Raw genomic sequence first — 23,578 nt, 5'->3', positions numbered from 1 at the left:
TAAATATCTAAACCTATGATATGAGCATATTTAAGGTAATTTATAGCCATTTATCTAAGAAAGTAAATATTCCAAATCTACTCTAGAGCAAGCAGCACCCACTATTAAGTTGCACTTTTTCAACTTTGTATCTCAGCTTTATTACAACCCACTGAGACACTTTTTTCCATTTTGAGACAGTCAACATTAACCATCTCATTGTAATCACTTGTTTTTATACTTTTATTTAAAAGTGCCCAATAGGCCACCTATTTCATATAGTTTCGAACTAATACAAGCATCACACTCAACATACCACCTAGCATTGTACCAAGTATTGCAATTAGTGCGCGTTTTGGCTTGAATTTTTCTTCTGGCACTAATGCCGCATCAATCGTTTTAAATACATATTCGTCGCGTACTTTTGCAAACATAATTGTTTTAGTTTGCTCTTCAACTAATTTGTAAAGTACCGCACGTATATCAGCAATTTTAGTTTGCTCTAGCTGCTGAGTTAAAAAGTCAGTGCTTTTTACTGCCTCTAAAACATCTCGTTCTTTCATGCTTTTATTTATATCTTCAATCAGCCAGCTAACCCATTGCTGAGCAACACTAGGAGATACATGCTCTACCGACACGGTAACCATACCGCTTTCTTTATCAGTACTTGCACTTATTATTTTGCTAAAAACCTTAAACGCTTCCTGCATAGATGGCTCTGGCTTAAAAGGCGCTTTAACCTCTCGTATCCATTTATTGTTTTGAGCATCGTACATTTCGCTATCATATACAACAGTATTCGTTTGCATATCCCACGTTTTAGCAGCCATTAAGTCTGGTAAGATATTATGCTTTTGAATAAAGTCGCTGGTAAACTGGCGTGACTTTAAAACCTCAATGGCTAATTGTGCCTTATTACTTGAACCACCACCTAAATTAACACCCGCCAAGCTGGCTAAACCACCAAACTGCCCAGCTAAGCCCGCCAAACCACCAGAACCTTCTTGCTCTGCAGGCGCTAACAATGCTTCTGACTTATAGATATTAGGCTGGTTAATTGCATAAACAACTGATGCAACTGCGAACAGTGCTGTAATTGCTATTATTAGCCATTTTCCTTGCCAAATTACAGCAAACAGCTCACGTAAATCGATTTCGTCGTCAGCGATGTTATTGTTATGGCTTTGCACGTATTCGTTATTCTCTTTTATATTTGCTTGGTTATTGTTCATATAAATCTCGGTTGATAGCTAAAGCTATTTATTAGTCTTGCAGCCAGGCTTGCGGTCCGGTTCGTCGCAGAGGTGTCTTGCTTCAACTTGGAAGTAAAACCATTTACTTTCAAGTCATTCAGACACGCTTCCGCCCCTAGGTTGCAGTTCCTACGTACTGATTTAATTGCTAATTTTTGTTTTTACTATTTTGTACATGTTAACTAAAACCAAAGGATTACTTTGGTTTTAGTTTTTAATTTATTACTTTACTTAAAGGCTACCGATTGCAGCTACTGCTACACCTAATTGATACAGTATTTGTGTTGCGGTGCTCCACAGCGTTAGCTTATCCATGTGCCCTGTGTCCATAGGTACTACTATGGTGTCGCCTGCTTCTAGTTGCTCTGAGTTATTAACTGCAAACCAACTACCCGTATTAGGTATTTTTACCGAGCCATTGGCTTTAATTATATAAATACGGTCGTCATCGGCACGCTCTTTAAGGCCTCCACTTAGCTTAAGGTAGTCGTCTACGCTTATACCCGCCTTATATAAGTGAGTAGTTGCATAATTAACCTCTCCCACTACGCTGATAGAGTCGCGCTTACTAGGCACGTAAAGTGTATCACCATCTTGTAGCACTAAGTTTTGCTGATTATTTACAATTAAAGGCAGGTCGATAACTAAGCGCCCAACTGCTTCTACATCGGCTAGGTCGTTTAGTAGTTTGTTCATTTCGTCGTACGAAAGCGTGCTGCTGTTTATAGAGTCTTGAAAGCTTTTAGATGCCACATCGCGGCGTAATTCGTTAGTCAAACGTGCTAACTGCTGTTGCTCTTGCTGCTTAACTGACTGGCGAATAAATACCGCTGCCTTTTGCTCAGCAAAATCTGAAAAACCACCTGCGCGCTCTAACAAATTAGTTAATGTTTCGCCACGGCGAATTGTGTAAGTTCCCGGGAATAATAGCTCCCCCTTTAAGGTTACTTTTACGTTTTCTTGCCAGTTTGGAATTGCAAAAATATTCAGGCTGTCTTTACTTTGTAAAGCAATACGGTTTTGTTCATTACCATTTACTACTTGATCAAAGTCTATTTTTATATGCTCTACTTTTGAAGCATCACCATCAACCATACGGGTAATTTCGGCTTGTTTGGTATAAGCCGATTCAAGTAAGCCACCCGCTGCCGTCACAAGGTCAGCAACTTCGCCACCTATCGTTAATGGGTAAACACCTGGGTAAGTAACACTGCCGTTAACTTCTACTAGCTGAATAGCTTGCTCGGTCGATGCTTGGCGTTTAAGCTTTTTAATGATTGGCGCTAATAAATTGTTACGGCTATAAGGTGTATAACTTGCTGCACTTAATTGGTTACTATTTTCACCTTGTGTTGCAGCTTGCTCAATTGATGTATCTTTTTTAGTACCTGAGCCAGTTGCCGCTAACGTTAACTTTTCATCTTGTTTTTCTTCAAACTCACTAAATACAAGTATTTTGTCGTTGGCGTTTAAGGCTAGGTCGTTTTCGCTATTTTTAATAATAGCTAAAGCTACATCAAACTGATGCACTTCTATGTCACCATTTATGTTTATTTCGCGTACTAATAAGCCATAGCTTAAATCAGCTTGGGGAAGTAGATCGCCACGTACCGACTTTAGAACATCGGAAATACGTTTACCTTGGTGCCATTGATAGCTACCAGGGCGTACTACGGCACCGACTAAATTAACTGAATTTTTATATTGTGAGCTTATGGTATTAAAGCGTACGCGGTCGCCGTCTTGGGGAATATAGTTTATGCTATTAGCAGAAAAGTCTACGGTAAGTACTTCTTTACGATTGTTGTTAAAACGCTCTACCACTGCATTTTTTGTATAGGCACCTGGTTTTAAGCCGCCAGCCATAGCTAGTAATTCTTTCGCCGTTTCGCCTTTTTTAAGTTCGAATATAGCTGGGCGTTTCACTAAGCCTTCTACTTTTACTTGTGCACCAACTGAAGGTACAAATACGGCGTCACCGGGCTTTAAAGTTATATCGTTACTGCTATCACCATGAATAAGTAAGTCGTACAAATCAAAATTAGCAACTACTTTACCCGCACGCTTTACTTGAATGTTACGCAATGAAGCAATATCAGATACACCACCACTTACAAATAATGCATGCGACACAGTAGTTAAAGACGATACATTATAACTACCAGGCTTGTATGCTTCGCCAAGTACTAAAATACGCATGCTGCGTAACTGACCAAGCGACACAAATACTTTAACGCCAATAATTTCTTGTTCTACTTTAACTTTTATTAATTCTTTAACCTCAGCGAAGGTTAAACCTGCAACTTGTACTGGGCTTAAGTTAGGGATGCTAATGCGCCCTTCGCGATCAACGATCACTTCAAATCTATCGCTTTCTTTACCATAAAAGTTAATTAGTAGCTGATCGCCACGCCCTACTAAGTAGGTGTCGGGCACTGCTGCGGTTTCGCTAGGCATAAATGTAGTCGGTTCACCGGCAAAAAGTTCATAACCAAATGGCTTAACTGTATTAGGGTTTTGTTTTGCTGGTTCTGCTTTTGCTGCTTGCTCTTGTTGTACTAAACGAGGACCGATTGTGGGTTCTTCAACTTGAGGTTGATTACTTGATTGGCTTGACCCAGTTATTACCGATAGGTCAACACCGTACTGCTTTGCCAATGCCTGCTGCTGAGACTTTGGTAGTTTTTTAAATTGCTCTATTTGCGACGCACTCGGGGTGAATGCTAATGCACTAAAGCTACATATTAATACTAAAGCACTAAATAAGTGTTTAAAAAGGCTCACGAGTAGGTATTTCCCTAGGTCTACAACAAGAATTGCTGTGTATTCTACATTACTATTGAACAAATAAAAAAGGGACTTTTGCCCCTTTAGTCATTTAAATGTCATTAACTTGGTATTATTGGTTAAAAACTGTAAACCAGTGTTAGCGAGGTCTCTGTATCGGTGCTTTCTTTGTCATCAGCAACATCTGAGTTGTTAATAATATTGTAAGCAACCTTCATTTGTAATGAACCATTTATTTTAGCAAGTAGTGCAGTTTCTGAGCGTGTTTTGGTGTTGGTGTCACCATACTCTACTGTTACTAATTGCGTAAAACGAGCGTTATCAGAAATCTTCCAGTTGTAATCTAATTTACCTAAGGCAATAATTTCGCCTTCGTATTCACCAGCAAGTGAATTACCATTTTCGTCAACTTCTGTGCTTACATCTGGATACTTAAAGTACTTATAACCAGGACCAATTTCGGCACTTAACCACATGGTTTTTTCGTTTAATAAACGTAAACCATAACCAGCAGAAACTACCGATTCACTTCTATAGGCACCAAAATAGTCTGAAACGTGTGAACCATAAATGAATAGGTGCGAGTGTTTTTCATTTAATTTGTAATTGCCTTGTGCAGAAATAGCGTATTTTTCGTTAGTACGCTGTTTGTCTTTTGTACCATCGTCGTTTTCTACTTCGTCTTCTTTATAAATACCGTCGATTTTGTACTCATTATTCCAACGTTCTAGATGATGCAATACCTTAATACCACCTTTAAGTGTGGTGGTTTCGGTGTTACCGCTGGTAATAATAGCGCCTAGCTCACTGGTAACTTCCCAGGTTTTTTGCTCAGCGTCGTCTGCAAATGCGTTAGTTGCTGCTGTTGCTGCAACTAAAATTGATAAAAGCTTTAGTTTCATTTAAAAATAACCTTTGTATAGCTGTAAGTAAATTAATCTTGTTTGCGTAAATGTACATCCATCTGAGGAGCTGGAATATTGATCCCTTGCTCATCAAATATAATTTTAATTTCTTCGAGTAAACTCCAGTACGTAGGCCAATAATCGGCTGACTCAACCCACGGGCGAACTATAAAGTTTACGCTTGATTCAGCAAGCTCAGATACTGATACGTTATAAGCCGGATCTTTTAAAATGCGTGACTCGCTATCGAGTATTGATTTAAGCACTTCTTTCGCTTTGCGTAAATCGGCATCGTAATCTACACGAATTACTAAATCTATACGGCGTGTTGACTCTCGTGAGTAATTAACGATTGCATCTGACATGATTTTTGAATTTGGCATTATGATAACTTTGTTATCTGGGGTGCGCAGCTCTGTTGAAAATATTTCGATTTTTTTAATAGTGCCGGCTTTATTACCTGCCTCTACGTAGTCACCCGATTTAAAAGGGCGTAGTAAAATAATCAGCACGCCTGATGCAAAGTTAGAAAGCGAGCCTTGTAGTGCTAAACCTACAGCTAAACCAGCAGCACCTAAAATAGCAATAAATGAGGTTGTTTCGATCCCTATTTGCGACAGCGCCATTAAAACGGTCGCCATAAATACTATGGCAAATACAATACTAGAAACAAATGAGCCTACTGCTTTGTCTACTTTCTTTTTGTCGAATGCTTTTTCGGTTAAGTTTGCACAAAATTTTGCAATTCGCCCACCTAATAAAAAGATAACCAGCGCTATTACCGCTTGTATTCCATAGTGTAAGATTAGGCCTGAGTTTTCATTAAGCCAATTGAGTACCGATTCCATTTTGTGGTCCCTGAAAGTCGTTCATCTGATTTTATTGGCAAATTATATATTATTTACATTTTAGATTCACTACATAATGGGTTTGCATAAATAAGTTTTAATCCAGTTACTTATTAAAACATTAGTTAACTTGACTGCTTTTCGTGCAAAACACACACTAAACATGCTATTTCGCTCTTTTTTTAATTTTTTTCACTTTTTTGCTTCACAACTTTTAATACTTTATGTATTATGCGCCTCACACCAACCAAGGTGTGTTGTGGCGGTTGTAGCTCAGTTGGTAGAGCCCCGGATTGTGATTCCGGTTGTCGCGGGTTCAAGCCCCGTCAATCGCCCCAATTTTTCTTTCCTCAAGAAAAATCAAAAATCAAAAAAGTATTAATCCTTTAAGTTGTTTATCCAGTTTTTATATTTTTAAAACCCACATTAAATAAGCTTAAAATACCTAGCTTGTAGTAGTAGTAGATTTACCTTACGCTTTTTTGATTTTTAACAAGCGCGGCATAAAGCCCCGCCTACGGGTAATTTAAACACCGATTTTGGTTTAATCTCTGCCTAAAACCTAATGCCTGAAACCTGCTCTTACCCGCCCTTTAATCTACTTTGAAAGATAGCCCTAATGATGCAAGCATTTTTGAGCGTTTATCAATAGAATCTGATTCGACTTCTACTAATTGTGCTTGAGTTAGGTTTTCGCTTGAGGTTTCACTAATATTGTAAATGTTACGGCTAATCTCTTGCGATACCATACTTTGTTCTTCGGCAGCTGTAGATATTTGGCTCGTGAGATCTGAAATATCACTAATAGAAAGATGCACCTGAGAAACAACGTCTTGTGTTTGGCGTGTTTCTTTAACACAGTCTTCGGCAGCGTTTTTTCCAACTTCCATCGTTTTAGACCAGCTTAATAACGTTGACTGCATTTCTGCTATAGATGTTTGTATTTGCTCAGTGGCAGAGTGGGTTCTGCTTGATAACGCGCGAACTTCATCTGCAACGACAGAAAAACCTCTACCATGCTCTCCAGCACGCGCTGCCTCTATGGCTGCGTTTAACGCAAGTAAATTAGTTTGATCTGCAATACCTTGAATTTCTTGCATGATATCGCCAATTTTACCTGCCTCTTTGGCTAATTCTGTTGCTGAATTAGCTGAATTATCTACCTCATTTGCGAGTAAAGAAACTTTATCCATAGTTTGCGACATAGCCTGCGTAGCTGCTTCACAATTTGAATGCGCTTGATTTACTTTCTGGGTAGTTATAACAGTACTTTTGGCAACGTTATCAATTGAGTTAACCATTTGCTCAACCGCTGACGAAACCTGATGTAGCTCTGCAGCTTCTTTTTCAACCCCCAATTTAGATTTTTGAGCAACGGCTTTGAGTGAGTTGGCACCCTTTTCTAAACTCAATGTTCCATCGATGATCCGCCCTACTATTGTAGTGACTTTTCCTTCGAGTAATTTAATTTGAAAATCAGCAAAACTAAATATATTACTGCCCGAAAACACATGGCGAGAGATACTGTCTGACTCAGTTTTTCTTTTTTTAAGGTATCGCTGCGATAAAACGAGCTGATCATAATAAATAACAAAAGGCAGAGGAATAAACAGCAAAATAAACCACAGTGAATAACTAGCTAACCAAGCAAAAAGTGCACTAAAGCATAAATATAGAGGGAGTTTGAGTGCCGACAGATTATGAGTAAATGTATTTATAGACTTGCCACTATTAATACGCTTATACAGATTTTCTGCGCTGTTTAAGTACTCAGGTAATAGTCGGCGCCTAACAGATTGATAGCCTATTTTTTTCCATTTTCATAAATTGGCGTTACAAATGCGTCAACCCAGTAGTATTGACCATTTTTACATCTGTTTTTAATTGCACCTCGCCAAGCAATATCATTCTTTAAATTAGACCATAAATCGGCAAACGCAGCTTTGGGCATATCAGGGTGGCGCACCATGCTGTGGTTATTACCTACTAGCTCATCTAATGTATATCCAGCAACTTTACAAAAGTTATCATTTGCGTAAGTTATGACTCCTTGTAAATCTGTAGTAGAGAGTAGTTCTTCATCAATACCAAAAGTAACTTCCTGGTCGACTATCGCTTGTTTTTGCTGACTCATTTGAATGATATTCCCTTAGGGTGATATATCGCTGAACTATAATTTATAAATGTAAAAGGCGCAAATGAAATGCTTTTTTATTTGTTTTATTTTTTTAAATAGTAAAAAAGTTGATTATATTGAGTGTATTTTTAGTTACAAATAACTATTGTTAAAAGAGTAGTTTGTTTTTTGAGTAATGTGAGGGAAGCAGGGAAGAAGTTATAAATTATAAAAATATTAAAAGCGTTAGATATAAGGTTCTAGCTTTTAAGTTCTAGCTAAGTGATATAGACCGAGCCTGACTTGTATACGGGAGTTTACCTCGCTCAGTTTTTTAATTTTAACAAGCGCGGCATAAAGCCCCGCCTACGAGGAAATTAAACGCCGATTTTGGTTTAATCTCTGCCTGAAACCAGCCCTTTTACTCTGGCCTGCCTTTATTGCGTTTACCTAATAAGTACGCGTCGCGGAATTTTATAAAATGCTGTTCTAGTTTTGTGGCTGCATCTTTCTCTCCCGCTAACGCTAGCACCATAATGGCCACTTCTGCGGTGCCAAGTTGATGCGCATGGGGAGCAACGCGAAGGCGGTAGTCTGAGAGTTTGTCGGCAGTGATCGACAATACCGGAAGGTTATCTAAATACGGGCTTTTGCGGATCATTTTTTTAGCTTCGCGCCAGGTGCCGTCTAGAAATATAAATAGCGGTTTTTTACCGGCTGTTATATTTACTTCAGTTACGGCTCTGCCCGGCTCTACATCTTCAGCAGGAAATACAACCATAGGTTGATATTGCGGATCGTTTATTAATGCTAAAAGTTTGGCATCGGGATCAGTTCTGTCCCATCTAAATGCATAGTTTTCAGGTACTATTTCGGCAATTAAACGCCCAGTATTTGAAGGTTTAAAGCTTTCATTATGATACATAAGTAAACAAACAGCGGCGTCGCAATCGGCTTGTACAACCCCTTCACAAATACAGTAAAGCTCTGCAAGTAGGCATTGCTGGCAACGTGTCATTTTAGCGCCTCGAGCGTTAAACTCACGGCGCGATTCGCTTATTTGTTGGGCACGTAATGCTAAAACGGCATTTTTCACTGGGGGGTTTACCTTAAATAAATTAGGCGCGCATTGTAGCTAAATTTGATGAAAATAGATATGTAAGGGCTTTAGGTATTAACAAGGTGATACAACCCTGTAGGGGGAGTTTACCTCGCGCAATGTTTTTTGAACCTTAAACAAGCGCGGCATAAAGCCCCGCCTACGGACGGCCTAAACACTGAGCTTGGTTTGAGCTCTGCCTAATACCTAATACCTACAACCTGCTTTTCGCCCATAAAAAAACCCAAGCTGGGCTTGGGTTTTTAAACAATTAACTAAAAGAAATTACTTTTTCTTTTTAACTGCTTTTTTATTTGGTAAGTCAGTGATTGAACCTTCGTAAATTTCAGCTGCTAAGCCAATTGATTCGTTCAATGTTGGGTGAGCATGAATGGTAAGTGCTAAGTCTTCGCCATCTGCGCCCATTTCTACTGCTAGGCCAATTTCGCCCAGCATTTCGCCTGCGTTAATACCAACCATAGCGCCACCGATTACACGGCCACTTTCTTTATCAAAAATAAGCTTAGTAGAACCTTCAGTACGTGCAGATGCAATTGCACGACCTGATGCAGCCCACGGGAATACCGCAGTTTCAATGCTAAGGCCTTGCTCTTTTGCTTCTTTTTCAGTTACACCAACCCACGCCATTTCTGGATCTGTGTAGGCAATTGAAGGAATACATTTAGGATCAAAGTAATGTTTTTGACCAGAAATAACTTCAGCTGCAACGTGTGCTTCGTGAACCGCTTTATGCGCAAGCATAGGCTGACCAACAATGTCGCCCACTGCAAAAATGTGCTCAACGTTAGTTTTAAGCTGCTTATCAACATTAATAAAGCCGCGATCATCAACGTTAACGCCTGCTTTATCTGCATCAAGTAACTTACCGTTTGGTGTACGGCCAACTGCTACAAGTACTTTGTCGTAACGTACTGGTTCTGCTGGTGCGTTTTTACCTTCAAACGTTACATATAGGCCATCGTCTTTTGCGTCAATGCCCGTTACTTTAGTAGAAAGCATTACATTAAATTTGTCGCTTACGTACTTTTGGTAAATTTTAACAATGTCTTTATCAGCAGCTGGTACTAGTTGATCAGCAAATTCAACTACGTCGATTGCTGAGCCTAGTGCACGGTATACTGTGCCCATTTCAAGGCCAATAATACCACCACCAAGTACAAGTAGCTTTTCAGGGATATCTTTAAGCTCTAGTGCGCCAGTTGAGTCAATTACGCGATCATCTTCTGGGATGAAAGGTAAGCTAACTGGTTTAGAACCTGCAGCAATAATTGCGTTATCGAAGGTAATTGTTGTTGTACCGTCGGCGCCTTCAACAGCAATGGTGTTGCTGCCAGTAAATTTACCGTAACCGTATACAACTTTAACTTTACGCATTTTCGACATGCTAGTTAAGCCACCAGTAAGTTGGCCAATAACAGAGTCTTTCCATGAACGGATTTTGTCTAAGTCAATTTGTGGTGCGCCAAAAGTAACGCCATGATCGGCCATTGCCGCTGCGTCATCAATTACTTTAGCTACATGTAAAAGCGCTTTTGAAGGGATACAACCCACATTTAGACATACACCGCCTAGTGTATCGCGAGACTCAACTAGTGTAACTTCTAAGCCCAAGTCAGCAGCACGGAAAGCCGCAGAGTAACCACCAGGACCACCGCCTAGTACAACAACTTGAGTTTTTAATTCGTTGCTCATGCTATTACCTTAATTATTTGAACGGGACACAGCCCCAAGGTTTAACTGCCATGCTTCTGCGAGGCAGAAATTCTGTGCAAAGATTGTATCATTGCAAATGGTAAAAATCCCAGCAAAAAACAACTGGCTGGGATTTGATTTCATACATTTTTAGCAATTACATCACTAATTGACGAATATCGCTCATGTAGCTTGCCAGCGTAACAGTAAAGCGTGCTGCTAGCGCACCGTCAATCACTCTATGGTCGTACGACATTGACAATGGCACCATAAGTTTTGGTTCAAACTCTTTACCATTCCATTTTGGCTTCATTTCAGATTTAGACACACCTAAAATAGCCACTTCTGGCGCGTTAACAATCGGCGTAAATGCCGTACCGCCAATACCGCCTAAGCTTGAAATAGTAAAACAGCCTCCTTGCATATCTGCCGAGGTAAGCTTACCGTCGCGAGCTTTAGCTGATACTTCCATTAGCTCGCGCGATAGTTCAATAATACCTTTTTTATCAACATCTTTAAACACAGGTACTACTAAACCATTTGGCGTATCAACCGCTACACCAATATTAATGTACTTTTTAAGAATTAAGCTTTCGCCGTCGTTAGACAGTGACGAGTTAATAGTTGGAAATTCGGCCAATGCTTTTGCTGCGGCTTTCATTACAAATACTAATGGCGTAATTTTAACACCTAGATTTTTCTTCTCGTTAAGCGCATTTTGCTCTTTACGGAATTCTTCAAGGCTTGTTATATCGGCTTCGTCGAACTGAGTAACATGTGGGATTTGCACCCAGTTACGGTGTAAGTTTTTACCCGATAGCTTTTGAATACGCGATAGTTTTTTCTCTTCAATTTCGCCAAACTTAGCAAAATCAACTTTAGGCCATGGAATAAGCCCAAGCTCACTGCCGCCTGCGTTGCCTTTACCTGCCGACAATTGACCAGATTCAACTTGCTTAACTAGGTTTTTAACATAGTTTTGCACGTCGTCTTTTACTACGCGGTTTTTACGACCAGAGCCTTTTACATTAGCTAGGTTTATACCAAACTCACGTGCTAAGCGGCGTACCACAGGCGATGCATGTGCATACGCGCTGTTATCAGCAAAGCTTTCGTTGCTAGCTGCTGGAGCAGATTGCGTCGCTGTTTCGGCTTTTGGTGCTGGTTTTTCGCTTTTAGCAGCAGGTGCTGACTTTTCGGCTTCAGGTTTAGCTGCTGCAGCAGGTGCGCCACCAGCAACTTCAAAAACAAAAATTAACGAGCCGGTCGATACTTTATCGCCCGTAGCTACTTTAATTTCTTTAACTGTGCCTGCAAACGGTGCCGGAAGCTCCATTGCCGCTTTGTCGCCTTCAACGTTTAGTAACGATTGATCTTCAGTAACGCTGTCGCCAACGGCTACTAAAATTTCGGTCACTTCAACTTCGTCGCCACCAATATCAGGCACGTTAACTTCTTTTGTGCTTGATGCTGAGCTTTGCTCGGCCGCTGGCGCTGCTTTAGTTTCGGCTGGTGTTGACTCAGCAGCTGGTGCTGCAGACTCACTACCCGCTACTTCAAATACAAATACCAATGAACCGGTTTTTACTGTATCGCCAGTCGCTACTTTAATTTCTTTAACTGTGCCAGCAAATGGCGCAGGTACTTCCATTGATGCTTTGTCGCCTTCAACGCTTAAAATAGACTGATCTTCAGTAACGCTGTCGCCAACGGCTACTAAAATTTCTGTTACTTCAACTTCGTCATCGCCAATATCTGGCAAGGTTACGTCTTTTGCTGCAGAGCCAGAAGCAGCTGGTGCTGGTTTAGCGTCAGTTGCAGGCGCTTTTTGCTCTGCTGCAGTGTCGCTTTTAGCTTCACTTGCACTTTCGCCTTCACTCTCGCCTTCAAAGATAAACACTAAAGAGCCAGTAGCTACGTTGTCGCCAATGCTTACTTTAATCTCTTTTACCGTGCCAGCTGTGTCGGCCGGTACTTCCATTGATGCTTTGTCGCCTTCAACGGTTAGTAATGCTTGGTCAACTTCAACAACGTCGCCAACGGCTACTAAGATTTCGGTTACTTCTACTTCATCACCACCGATATCGGGTACTTTAATTTCAATACTCATTGCAAACCTCTTATGCGTACAGTGGGTTAAGTTTGTTGGTGTCGATATTAAACTTTTTAAGTGCTTCAATAACTACCGACTTTTCAACTTCACCACGTTTAGCAAGTTCAGATAACGTAGCAACTACAACGTAGTCTGCGTTAACTTCAAAGTGACGACGAAGGTTTTCGCGGCTATCAGAGCGGCCGTAACCATCGGTGCCTAACACTTTATAGTTATTGCTAGGGATAAACGAACGCGCTTGCTCTGCGTAGTTTTTCATGTAATCGGTTGCTGCAACCGTTACTAAATCGCTTAATACGCTAGTGATATACGCTGTTTTTTGCTCGCCTTCAGGGTTAAGCATGTTAAAGCGCTCAACATCTTGGCCATCGCGCGTTAGCTCGTTGAAAGACGTTACTGAGAATACGTCAGACGCAACACCGTAGTCTTCGCTCAATACTTTAGCTGCTTTACGTACTTCAGTCATAATAGTACCCGAGCTTAATAGCTGTACGTTGGCTTTTTTGCCTGTGTAGCTTTCTAGCTTGTAAATACCTTTACGAATACCTTCTTCAGCGCCTTCTGGCATAGCTGGCTGATGGTAGTTTTCGTTCATTAACGTTAAGTAGTAGTAAATGTTTTCTTGATCGTCACCATACATACGACGAATACCATCTTGAATGATAACCGCTACTTCGTATGCATACGTTGGATCGTAAGAAATACAGTTAGGTACTGTGCTGGCAAGAATATGGCTGTGGCCATCTTCGTGTTGTAAGCCTTCGCCGTTAAGCGTAGTACGCCCTGCTGTTGCACCTAATAAGAAACCACGTGCTTGCTGATCCCCTGCCATCCATGCCATGTCGCCAACGCGTTGGAAACCAAACATAGAGTAGTAAATGTAAAATGGGATCATTGGTAAATCGTTAGTGCTGTACGATGTTGCTGCAGCAACCCATGACGACATTGCACCTAACTCGTTAATACCTTCTTGCAGTACTTGACCCGATGTAGCTTCTTTATAGTAAGAAACAATATCGCGATCTTGAGGTGTGTAGTTTTGGCCATGCGGGTTATAAATACCAATTTGGCGGAACAAACCTTCCATACCAAAGGTACGTGCTTCGTCGGCAATAATAGGTACTATGTTTTTACCAATACCTTTATCTTTTAATAAAATATTAAGTGCACGAACAAAACCCATAGTGGTAGAAATATCACGTTTTTGTTCTTCAAGTAGCGGGTTAAACGCTTCTACTTCTGGCACTGTTAACTTTTCGCTAAAGCGTGCAATACGCTTAGGTGTATAACCTTTAAGCTCTTCACGACGAGCGTGTAAGTAAGTGTGCTCAGGAGTGCCTTCTTCAAGTGTTAAATAAGGCAGTTCGGTTAGTTGCTCTTCAGATATTAAATCGTCAAGGCCTAGGCGTGAGCGTAGGTGTGCAACATGCGACATGTCCATTTTTTTAACTTGGTGCGCAATGTTTTTACCTTCAGCTGCTTCACCCATGCCGTAACCTTTAACGGTTTTAGCAAGAATAACAGTAGGACGACCTTTGGTTTCTTCTGCTTTTTTAAATGCAGCAAATAATTTAGATGGCTCATGACCACCACGCTTAAGCGCAAAAATTTCGTCATCTGTCATATCAGCAACAAGTGCTGCTGTTTCAGGGTAACGACCAAAGAAATGTTCACGTACATACGCGCCATTTTTTGCTTTATACGTTTGGTAATCGCCGTCAACCGTTTCGTTCATTAGTTGTAATAACTTACCGGTTTTATCTTTAGCCAGTAATATATCCCAACCGCTGCCCCACACTAGCTTAATTACGTTCCAGCCAGCGCCTTTAAATAGGCCCTCTAGCTCTTGAATAATTTTACCGTTACCCATAACTGGGCCATCTAGGCGCTGTAAGTTACAGTTAACTAAGTAACATAGGTTGTCTAGCTTTTCGCGTGCAGCAAATGAAATAGCGCCACGTGATTCTGGCTCATCCATTTCGCCATCACCTAAAAACGCATATACACGTTGGTTTTTAGTGTCTTTTAAGCCACGGCCGTCTAGGTATTTTAAAAAGCGTGCTTGGTAAATAGACGAAATAGGACCAAGGCCCATAGAAACCGTAGGAAACTGCCAAAATTCAGGCATTAATTTAGGATGCGGGTACGACGGTAAACCTTCGCCACCTACTTCTTGACGGAAGTTATCTAGCTGCGATGCCGATAAACGCCCTTCAACAAATGCGCGTGCATAAATACCCGGAGAAATATGCCCCTGGTAATAAACTAAGTCGCCGCCGTCTACATCGTTTGGTGCTTTAAAAAAGTGGTTAAAACACACTTCATAAAATGCCGCAGACGATTGGTAAGACGCCATATGGCCGCCTAAATCGAGATCTTTTTTCGATGCACGCAATACAATCATTATCGCGTTCCAACGAATTATTGAACGAATACGGCGTTCAATATTTACATCTCCCGGGTAAGCAGGTTCTTGCTCTACCGGAATTGTATTGACGTAGTTAGTGGTAATACCCGTTGGCATATCTACGCCATCTAAACGGGCTTGCTCTAACACTTGCTCAAGTAAAAACTGAGCTCGTTCAACACCTTCTTCGCGCACAACCGATTCAAGAGCTTGTAACCACTCTTGTGTTTCTAGCGCGTCTACGTCAATTTTATTGACTTCAGACATATGGAGGTTTCCTTATGTTTAAAATACGAATGTTGTGTATTTAACACATCCCACTTACTAATTTTGAGTAAGGATGTATTTGCTTAATTTTGTTTAGTGCGTCTTAAACTGCGTTCAATTCGCGAATGTTCTTTACCCGCTTCCAGTAATGCTTCTTCTATATATGCTAAATGCGCATTACTAGCTAAGCGTGCTTCTTCGGGCTTACCTTCAATAACAGCATCCATTAGCAAACCACGGTGGTGGCCTAATTGGTTACTGATATCTGATTTTGTTAATAACACGGTTAAATTTTGTAATACATTTTGCTCAAGCAATGCCTGCATGCCTCTCACTAAATGTAGTAAAACAATGTTATGTGACGCCTCTGCAATACAAAAATGAAAAGCATTTATTGCTTTCGCTTTTTGTTGTAAGTCGTCTTGTACCAAAGCAATTTGATCAAAGCTTTGTTTTACTTTAATAAAATCGTTATTGGTGCCACGCAGTGCAGCGTAATACGCAGCAATCCCTTCTAATGCATGGCGAAATTCAAGTAAATCAAACTGCGACTCAGGGTGTTTACTGATCAAATCAAACAGCGGATCAGTAAGCCCTTCTTCGAGCTGATTTTTTACATACGTACCGCCGCCTTGGCGTCTGGTTACTAAACCTTTAGCTTCAAGCTTTTGAATCGCCTCGCGCAGTGATGGCCGCGACACTTCAAATTGCTTAGCTAACTCACGCTCCGGTGGCAGTTTTTCGCCTGGTGCCAACGACCCCTCAAGAATCATGTTCTCAAGTTGTTGTAAAATCACATCCGATAATTTTGCAGCTTTAATCTTTAAAGACATCAGTCAACGTCCGCGTTGTATAAATACCAAAAGCCCTTAAAACCAGGCTTTGAACTGAACAATTTAGCCAAAAGGTAAATTGGTCATACCAAATTTTGACATACGGTAACAAAAAGCCTAATTGCTGTCAATTTACAGTAGCTTTAAGGACACTTAGCCAGCGTAACGCATTCAGCGCAAAGTTTAAAGAATACACAAAATAGTATAAATAAAGAAAGGTAAATGAGACGAAAATAAATTGGTCAGACCAGGGAGGGTAAAAGTGATAACGGAGAGTTTAAGTGTTAGCCCGTAGGCGGGAGTTTACCTCGCGCAATGTTTTTTTAATTAACCAGCGCGGCATAAAGCCCCGCCTACAACAAACACCTACCCGTAGGCGGGAGTTTACCTCGCGCAATGTTTTTTAATTAACCAGCGCGGCATAAAGCCCCGCCTACAACAAACACCCACCTGTAGGCGGGAGTTTACCTCGCGCAATATTTTAATTTTAACCAGTGCGGCATAAAGCCTTACCTTCGGCAAATTTAAAAATTACTGCTACTTTTAAATTATGACTTTTCTAATGATTATTTTAAATGAAAAAATCACAGCTACTTCGTAAAGGGCGTGTATCTTTAGCTAATCACTATTACAACGTAACTCTAGTTACATATGACAGACAATGCTTATTTACTGATCTTTATTTAAATAGATTATTAATAAATGAAATGAGAATTCTGGAGGAACAAGACGCATCTAAAACGATTGCCTTTGTGTTTATGCCCGATCATATACATTGGTTATTTCAATTAAAAATGAGCTCTTCTCTTAGCTGCTTGATTCGTACATTCAAAGGTCGCTGTACAAAACAAGCAAGGGAGCAATTTTTAATACAAAAGCTGTGGCAACCTGATTTTTATGACCATTTAATTAGGGATGAAAGCGACTTAACTAATTGTGCTCGTTATATAGTAGCAAATCCCCTTAGAGCATCTTTAGTTAAGAGTGTTGCTTTTTATCCTCATTGGGATTGTATATATATTACTTGAACTCGCGCAGTTTTTTAATTTTAACCAGCGCGGCATAAAGCCTCGTCTACAACAAACACCTACCCGTAGGCGGTAGTTTACCTCGCGCAATGTTTTTTTAATTAACCAGCGCGGCATAAAGCCCCGCCCACAACAAACACCACCTGTAGGCGGGAGTTTACCTCGCGCAATATTTTTTTATTTTAACAAGCGCGGCATAAAGCCCCGCCTACAACAAACACCCACCTGTAGGCGGGAGTTTACCTCGCGCAATGTTTTTTAATCCAGCCCACCAAACAGGGTTAATAACGCAATCAGTACTAAATAAAACAATACATTACGCTTTACCAATTTAATCATACAAGTGGCTTCGTACGCGCAGTCGTAGTAGCGTTTTTCTACTTGCTCTGCGGCTAAGGCGGTGTAAGTAACCACTTTGCGGTTAGGGCTTGAAAAATCAAGCGCGTAGTGTAACCAGCAACTAGTGCCTTTATTAAAGTTACCTATTACTAAATAACCAAAGCTGGTAATGCGCGCTGGTAACCAGTCAAGCCAAAATAATAATCTGTGTAGCATTTTAGAATGCTTTGCTATTATTTCGTCGTCATCTTGCGTTACTAAATCGGCGAATGTGCGTACAAGTGCATATAAAACCGCACCGGCTACGCCTAATATTACAAACCAAAAAATCACCGCGCAGTAAAATCTAAAGTTAACCCATGCCAGGGTTTGTCCAACTGTTTCGCCGTCTTGCTCTTCTTCTGTGCGATTTTGGCCCATTTGCAGTGCATATAAGGTAGCCGCAGTTTTATCATCTCGGGTTAAAGCGTTTAAGTACGACTTATATAATGCACGCTGCTTAGCACAGCCAAAACACACGAGTAATATTGTTACATTAAAAATAAGTTGCCACAGCACAAAGTCTGATAACAAATATAAACAACCAATAGCCAGTACAGGTAAAAGTAGCCACACTAAAAAGCCAACACCCGAGCCAAATACGCCTTTATTAGTGAGCAGGTTTGCCGAGCGATTTACATAACCGTCTGCGTAGTAGCTAATTTGCCAATGGGCTGAACGAGCACCTAAGCGCTCAAGTATTAATGCAATTATTATCGAAACCAAAATCATTGTTGTTACTCACTTAGCCTGATTGTTTAAGCATAGTTAAAAATAAATGCCAGTTAAAGCTACTACCGGGGTCTGTTTTTCGCCCTGGTGCAATATCGCAATGCCCTACAATTCGCTCTGTTGTTATATTTGGATAGCGTTGCATTATGGCTTTACTTAGTGTTTTTAAACTAGTGTATTGCGCTAAAGTATAAGCGGTGGTGTCGGTTCCCTCAAGCTCAATGCCAATGCTAAAGTTATTGCAGTTAGTTTGCCCATTAAATTCAGACGCACCAGCATGCCATGCCCGTTTATTAAATGGCACGTACTGCACTAGCTCACCGCTGCGTTTAATAAAGCAATGTGCCGACACCCGCACACCGTGTAAATCGCTAAAGCTGCTATGCGCTTCACAATTAAGCGTACCCATAAATAAATCATCAACATAAGGCGTGCCAAACTGCCCCGCCGGCAAGGATATATTGTGAATTACCAATAAAGAAACGTCTGTATCACTCGGGCGCTCATCAAAATGCGAACAACCACGCTGCACAGCACAATTTACCACCCCATTTAAATCTATGTTCATAATTTAAATCAAAAGATCGACATAACATCGATGCTAAAGGATTTAATTTAAAAATGATAGATGAAGCAATAAAAGCTTACCAACCAGCGAACTTGTAGGCGGGAGTTTACCTCGCGCTGTTTTTTAATTTTAATCAGCGCGGCATAAAGCCCCGCCTACGTGTAACCTAAACACTGAGCTTGCTTTGCTCTCTACCTAAAACCAACCCTTTTCACAAAGAGAAGACAATGAGAGCAAATGAGAAGCCACTTAAACAACTAATTTACTTATTACTCCTCTAAAGCGCAGCGCCCTCTTAGCCTATTTGTGAATATGTTTTTCGCACTACGTGCGGCGCGGTGGCAACCCCCTCGCCTACAGGTAATTTAAACATCGAGCTTGGCTCTAGCCAAAACCAACCCTTTTCACAAAGAGAAGACAATGAGAGTAAGTGAGAAGCCACTTAAACAACTAATTTATTTTTACTACTCTAAAGCGCAGCGCCTCTTAGCCTCTTTGTGAATATGTTTTTCGCACTACGTGCGGCGCCCCCTGTGTCAGGATAGTTGTCGCCTCTAACTTTTAATAGAGGCAGATATAATGAGACGTCAATTTACACAAGAATTTAAAGTTCAAGCGGTTGAAAAAGCATTATCTCAATGTGATGATGTTCGCTTAGAAGATATTGCAGATGATTTAGGTGTCGGTTATTCAACGTTACAGCGTTGGATAGCACTCGCAAAAAAACATCAACTTGAAACACACCAGACGGGTAGCCAAATGACAGCAGAAAAACGACCACAAGACTGGAGTTTAGAAGAAAGACTCAGCGCGATCATTGACTGTGGTCATTTAGATGAAACAGCCATTAATGAATACTGTCGTAATAAAGGGCTTTACCCGCATCATATTAAGCAGTGGAAGCAAGATTTTGCCCAAGGACCTACAACGAAACTAGCTAAATCAGACAGTAAACAGCTTAAGCAAGAGATAAAACAGCTGCAAAAAGAACTGAATCGTAAAGATAAGGCCTTAGCTGAAACAGCCGCTCTGCTTGTACTCAAAAAAAAAGCGGATGCACTTTGGGGTTTCAACGAGGACGATTAACAACAGCGACTGAGCGACATGAATTAATAACGCTTATCACAAACGCACAGGCTTCAGGGGCAAGGAAAGAAAAGGCATGTGAGTTACTTGGACTGACACTAAGAACCGTTCAGCGGTGGATTGAAGCAGACGATATGACTGACAAACGGACGAGTACGAAAAAACAGCCGCCAAACCGTCTCACAGAGTTAGAGCGGCAGCGCATTATTAATACGGTTAATTCAGCCGAATATGGGCATTTACCGGCCAGTAAAATAGTCCCTAAGCTGCTTGATAAGGGCATATGGATAGCGTCTGAAAGTTCGTTTTATCGTGTCATGAAGGCACATAACTTATTAACGCATAGAGAAAAAGTAAAGCCGGCTAAGCCGATGAAAAAGCCAAGAGCATTGAAGGCTGTGCGTGCAAATGAAGTATACACTTGGGATATCACCTATTTACCAACGAGCGTAAAAGGGCAGTTTTTATACTTATATTTAGTGATGGACATTTTTAGTCGAAAGGTTGTTGGCTGGCAGGTTTACGACACACAGTTAAGTGAATTAGCCGCAGATTTAATGAAGGATATTTGCAGTCGGGAGCAAATAAAGCGCGAGCAAGTCACGTTGCACTCAGATAATGGTAGCCCAATGAAAGGCGCGACATTACTGGCAACATTACAGGAGTTAGGGATTGTGCCATCATTTAGTCGACCGTCAGTAAGTAATGACAATCCATACTCTGAGTCGTTATTTAAAACGTTAAAGTATCGCCCAGAATACCCAGAAAAGGCATTTGAAGATATAAGCGCAGCAAGAGAATGGGTAAGTGGGTTCGTTGATTGGTACAATAATGAGCACCTTCACAGTGGTATAAAATTTGTGACGCCAAACCAGCGTCATTCAGGTTTAGATAAAGAAATATTAGCTAAGCGTCAGCAGGTAAACGACGCAGCTAAATTGAATAACCCAAGTCGTTGGTCAGGAAAGTCACGAGACTGGTCAATGATAAATGAAGTAAATTTAAACCCTGAGAAAAAAGAAGAAATGCGGGCGGCATAAAATTTAACTTGAGGCGACAACTAACTTGAAAAACTCCGGGCGCGGTGGCAAACCCCTCGCCTACAGGTAATTTAAACACCGAGCTTGGCTCTAGCTAAAACCTGATACCTGATACCTGAAACCTGCTCTTCCCTAAAACCTGATACCAGCCTTTACCACAAAGCTGGTTATTGCAATTCAAACATAGTAAAATTTGCTTAATTTATTTACTGTTACGAGCTTTTTTATGCCTATTCCACACACTTTAGTTAGTCAACTAGTTACTCTTGCACTTGGTGAAGATTTAAATTACCAAAGTGCTGAAAATGGCGACATTACCGCGCAACTTATTCCTGCAAACGAGCAAGCAAACGCTAAAGTAATTACCCGTGAAGACTGCATATTTTGTGGTAAAGACCTAATTATTGAAGTATTTAAGCAAGTAGATCCAAGCGTTGTAGTAAATGTACTAGTAAACGATGGCGATGCAGTTAAAGCTAACAGTACTTTATTTACAGCAACAGGCTCGGCTCGCGCTATTTTAACTGCAGAGCGTACAGCACTTAACTTTGTACAAACACTTTCGGGTACTGCTACTACCACAGCTCATTATGTAAAAGAACTTGCGGGTACAAAAACCCAACTACTCGATACCCGTAAAACCATACCTGGTTTACGCATTTTACAAAAATACGCTGTTAAATGTGGTGGCGGTGCAAACCACCGTATTGGTTTATACGACGCGTTTTTAATAAAAGAAAATCACATAGCAGCGTGTGGCGGTATAAACAAAGCCGTGGCGCAAGCTAAACAAAACCAACCAAACAAACCAATAGAAGTAGAAGTTGAATCACTTGTTGATCTAAAACAAGCGCTTGATGCGGGTGCCGATATTATAATGCTCGACAACTTTAACGTAGAGCAAATTAAACAAGCTGTAGTGGTTACTAACAAACGTGCAAAACTTGAGGTTTCGGGCAATATGACTTTAGAAACGCTGCGCACCTACTCACAAGCAGGCGTTGATTTTATCTCCAGCGGCGCACTTACAAAAAATTTACAATCAATTGATTTGTCTATGCGTTTTGAGTAATTATGCTTTTGTATTAGAATTTTATATTTACCTAATCCGTTGACAATTTGAGCAAAAAAGCATTAAATACGCCGAAAGGCTTATTCTGTAACAAACTGTTAATTTTAGAACCACTTCTAACAAAAAACAGTGTTAATATAGGCCTCTAGGATTAATTAAATTACATAAAACTAATCCTAAAGAGTTATTTTTAGCTGTTGCTTTGCTGAAGATCGTTTTTTAAATAAACGTGCTCAGCGAAATTAACAACAATAAAAAACAACTATCGAGTATAGTTATTTTTTAAATTCGATGAAATGCAGCTAACATCACTTTCAATAAGCAATTTTAGTGCTAAAGTAGTTCTAACAGAGTAATTTTAAAAAAACCGTAAGATAAGGCAGTTACAGTAGCTACCGTGATAATCCACGTTACGAACATAACTTTTTTAACTTACAAAAAACACTATCCTTTAGGAGAGGAACATGGAAAAAATGACACAACAAAGTCAAAAGGGTTTTACCCTAATTGAATTAATGATTGTAGTAGCAATCATCGGTATTTTAGCAGCAGTCGCACTGCCTGCTTATCAGAATTATACGAATAGAGCTAAATTTGCTGAAGCAGTTTTAGCTGTTACACCATATAAAACTGCTATGGAGTTAGCTATTCAGACTAAGAACATAACAGCAAAAACTGATTTAAATGCCGCTACGTTTGGTATTCCTGCTGATATCGCGCTTACAGCGAATGACCATGGCGTAGTTGCTGCTGATGGCGTAATTACAGTTACTTGGAAAACAGATAAATCACCGTTAGATGGAGTAACTTATACGCTAACTGCCGATGGTGTTACACCACCAGTTAACTGGGCCGAAGGCGGTACTTGCTTAACTAACGGTTTCTGCTAAAAGATACTTTTTGCATCTCTATGAATATATATAATGTAATTAATAAACCTAAAGGTTTTACACTCATAGAGATGCTAATTACTCTGGCTATAATAGGCTTACTTGCCTCAATTGCCATTCCCCAATATAACCTTTACCTTAACAGAGCTAAGTTTTCCGAGGTCATTTTAGCTACCTCAATATATAAAAACAGTATAGAGATTGCTTTTGCAACAAATAGTTACACCTCCCTTGATGAGTTTGATGGAGGGAATTTAGGAATACCTGAAAACAACTCACCACAAATTATTCCTCACAAACACATAGCTAACAGCACAGTGATTAATGGAGTGATATATATCGAAAGCTCGATCTCATTAGATGGTTCAAATGTAACCTACATACTCACACCAACCATTAGTGCAAAGAATACTTTATCTTGGAACACAACTGGAAGTTGCATTGATGCTGGTTTATGTTAAGTA

General features: G+C 40.4%; 16 protein-coding genes, 1 tRNA gene and 1 pseudogene. 6 read left to right on the top strand and 12 right to left on the bottom strand.

Features of this window, described 5'->3' with window-relative positions:
- Window positions 1–248: 248 nt before the first annotated feature.
- The 4 genes from PNIG_RS02245 to PNIG_RS02230 all read right to left on the bottom strand — a co-directional run bounded on the left by PNIG_RS02245 (window position 249) and on the right by PNIG_RS02230 (window position 5,772).
- A complete protein-coding gene (locus PNIG_RS02245) occupies window positions 249–1,211 on the bottom strand; it encodes a Wzz/FepE/Etk N-terminal domain-containing protein (protein ID WP_089367705.1) in 963 nt (320 codons plus the stop codon).
- Between the two features lie 252 nt (window positions 1,212–1,463).
- Window positions 1,464–4,016 carry an SLBB domain-containing protein gene (locus PNIG_RS02240; RefSeq protein ID WP_089367704.1) on the bottom strand — a complete coding sequence of 851 codons (2,553 nt, stop codon included), beginning with the start codon at window positions 4,014–4,016 and terminating at the stop codon, window positions 1,464–1,466.
- Between the two features lie 122 nt (window positions 4,017–4,138).
- Window positions 4,139–4,921, bottom strand: coding sequence for a DUF481 domain-containing protein (locus PNIG_RS02235; protein WP_089367703.1), 783 nt, complete (start codon window positions 4,919–4,921; stop codon window positions 4,139–4,141).
- A gap of 32 nt (window positions 4,922–4,953) precedes the next feature.
- Window positions 4,954–5,772, bottom strand: coding sequence for a mechanosensitive ion channel family protein (locus tag PNIG_RS02230; RefSeq protein WP_011327107.1), 819 nt, complete (start codon window positions 5,770–5,772; stop codon window positions 4,954–4,956).
- A gap of 262 nt (window positions 5,773–6,034) precedes the next feature.
- Between PNIG_RS02230 and PNIG_RS02225 the strand changes: the two genes are divergently transcribed.
- Window positions 6,035–6,110: transfer RNA gene (locus PNIG_RS02225), tRNA-His, on the top strand.
- Window positions 6,111–6,365: 255 nt separating this feature from the next.
- Here PNIG_RS02225 and PNIG_RS02220 read toward each other — a convergent pair.
- The 6 genes and pseudogenes from PNIG_RS02220 to pdhR all read right to left on the bottom strand — a co-directional run bounded on the left by PNIG_RS02220 (window position 6,366) and on the right by pdhR (window position 16,320).
- Window positions 6,366–7,906 (bottom strand): annotated as a pseudogene (locus PNIG_RS02220) (methyl-accepting chemotaxis protein).
- A gap of 403 nt (window positions 7,907–8,309) precedes the next feature.
- Window positions 8,310–8,984 carry a tRNA-uridine aminocarboxypropyltransferase gene (locus tag PNIG_RS02215; protein ID WP_041454330.1) on the bottom strand — a complete coding sequence of 225 codons (675 nt, stop codon included), beginning with the start codon at window positions 8,982–8,984 and terminating at the stop codon, window positions 8,310–8,312.
- 288 nt (window positions 8,985–9,272) lie between these two features.
- Window positions 9,273–10,700 carry a dihydrolipoyl dehydrogenase gene (gene lpdA, locus PNIG_RS02210; protein ID WP_089367702.1) on the bottom strand — a complete coding sequence of 476 codons (1,428 nt, stop codon included), beginning with the start codon at window positions 10,698–10,700 and terminating at the stop codon, window positions 9,273–9,275.
- Between the two features lie 157 nt (window positions 10,701–10,857).
- On the bottom strand, window positions 10,858–12,810 hold the full coding sequence (aceF, locus tag PNIG_RS02205) for a pyruvate dehydrogenase complex dihydrolipoyllysine-residue acetyltransferase (RefSeq protein ID WP_089367701.1): 1,953 nt from the start codon (window positions 12,808–12,810) through the stop codon (window positions 10,858–10,860).
- A 10-nt stretch (window positions 12,811–12,820) separates the two neighbouring features.
- On the bottom strand, window positions 12,821–15,487 hold the full coding sequence (aceE, locus tag PNIG_RS02200; protein WP_089367700.1) for a pyruvate dehydrogenase (acetyl-transferring), homodimeric type: 2,667 nt from the start codon (window positions 15,485–15,487) through the stop codon (window positions 12,821–12,823).
- A gap of 83 nt (window positions 15,488–15,570) precedes the next feature.
- A complete protein-coding gene (pdhR, locus tag PNIG_RS02195) occupies window positions 15,571–16,320 on the bottom strand; it encodes a pyruvate dehydrogenase complex transcriptional repressor PdhR (protein ID WP_011327101.1) in 750 nt (249 codons plus the stop codon).
- 575 nt (window positions 16,321–16,895) lie between these two features.
- On the opposite strand from pdhR, the gene PNIG_RS02190 reads away from it, so the two are divergent.
- Entirely contained in the window at window positions 16,896–17,348 is a 453-nt protein-coding gene (locus tag PNIG_RS02190) for an REP-associated tyrosine transposase (RefSeq protein ID WP_089367699.1), read from the top strand.
- Between the two features lie 258 nt (window positions 17,349–17,606).
- Here PNIG_RS02190 and ampE read toward each other — a convergent pair whose 3' ends face one another.
- Both ampE and ampD read right to left on the bottom strand, forming a co-directional pair.
- A complete protein-coding gene (ampE, locus tag PNIG_RS02185) occupies window positions 17,607–18,458 on the bottom strand; it encodes a beta-lactamase regulator AmpE (RefSeq protein ID WP_089367698.1) in 852 nt (283 codons plus the stop codon).
- Between the two features lie 13 nt (window positions 18,459–18,471).
- Window positions 18,472–19,026 (bottom strand): 1,6-anhydro-N-acetylmuramyl-L-alanine amidase AmpD, encoded by a 555-nt coding sequence (ampD, locus tag PNIG_RS02180; protein WP_089367697.1) that lies wholly within the window; start codon window positions 19,024–19,026, stop codon window positions 18,472–18,474.
- A gap of 579 nt (window positions 19,027–19,605) precedes the next feature.
- Here ampD and PNIG_RS02175 point away from each other — a divergent pair.
- From PNIG_RS02175 to PNIG_RS20250, 4 genes are all read left to right on the top strand, one after another.
- Window positions 19,606–21,152, top strand: a protein-coding gene (locus PNIG_RS02175; protein ID WP_089367662.1) for an IS3 family transposase whose coding sequence is annotated in 2 segments (ribosomal slippage) — window positions 19,606–20,086 and window positions 20,086–21,152 — 1,548 coding nt in all. Because the reading frame shifts where the segments join, the coding sequence is not laid out codon by codon here.
- Between the two features lie 226 nt (window positions 21,153–21,378).
- Entirely contained in the window at window positions 21,379–22,224 is an 846-nt protein-coding gene (nadC, locus tag PNIG_RS02170; protein WP_089367696.1) for a carboxylating nicotinate-nucleotide diphosphorylase, read from the top strand.
- A 464-nt stretch (window positions 22,225–22,688) separates the two neighbouring features.
- The gene (locus PNIG_RS20255) at window positions 22,689–23,114 is read left to right on the top strand and encodes a pilin (RefSeq protein WP_307724743.1); all 426 of its coding nucleotides are present in this window, start codon (window positions 22,689–22,691) and stop codon (window positions 23,112–23,114) included.
- Window positions 23,115–23,134: 20 nt separating this feature from the next.
- On the top strand, window positions 23,135–23,575 hold the full coding sequence (locus tag PNIG_RS20250; RefSeq protein ID WP_089367695.1) for a pilin: 441 nt from the start codon (window positions 23,135–23,137) through the stop codon (window positions 23,573–23,575).
- The last annotated feature ends 3 nt before the right edge of the window (window positions 23,576–23,578 follow it).

This window comes from Pseudoalteromonas nigrifaciens, from assembly GCF_002221505.1.
Classification (GTDB): Bacteria; Pseudomonadota; Gammaproteobacteria; order Enterobacterales; family Alteromonadaceae; genus Pseudoalteromonas; species Pseudoalteromonas nigrifaciens.
This window is presented reverse-complemented; position numbering and strand designations above follow the sequence as displayed.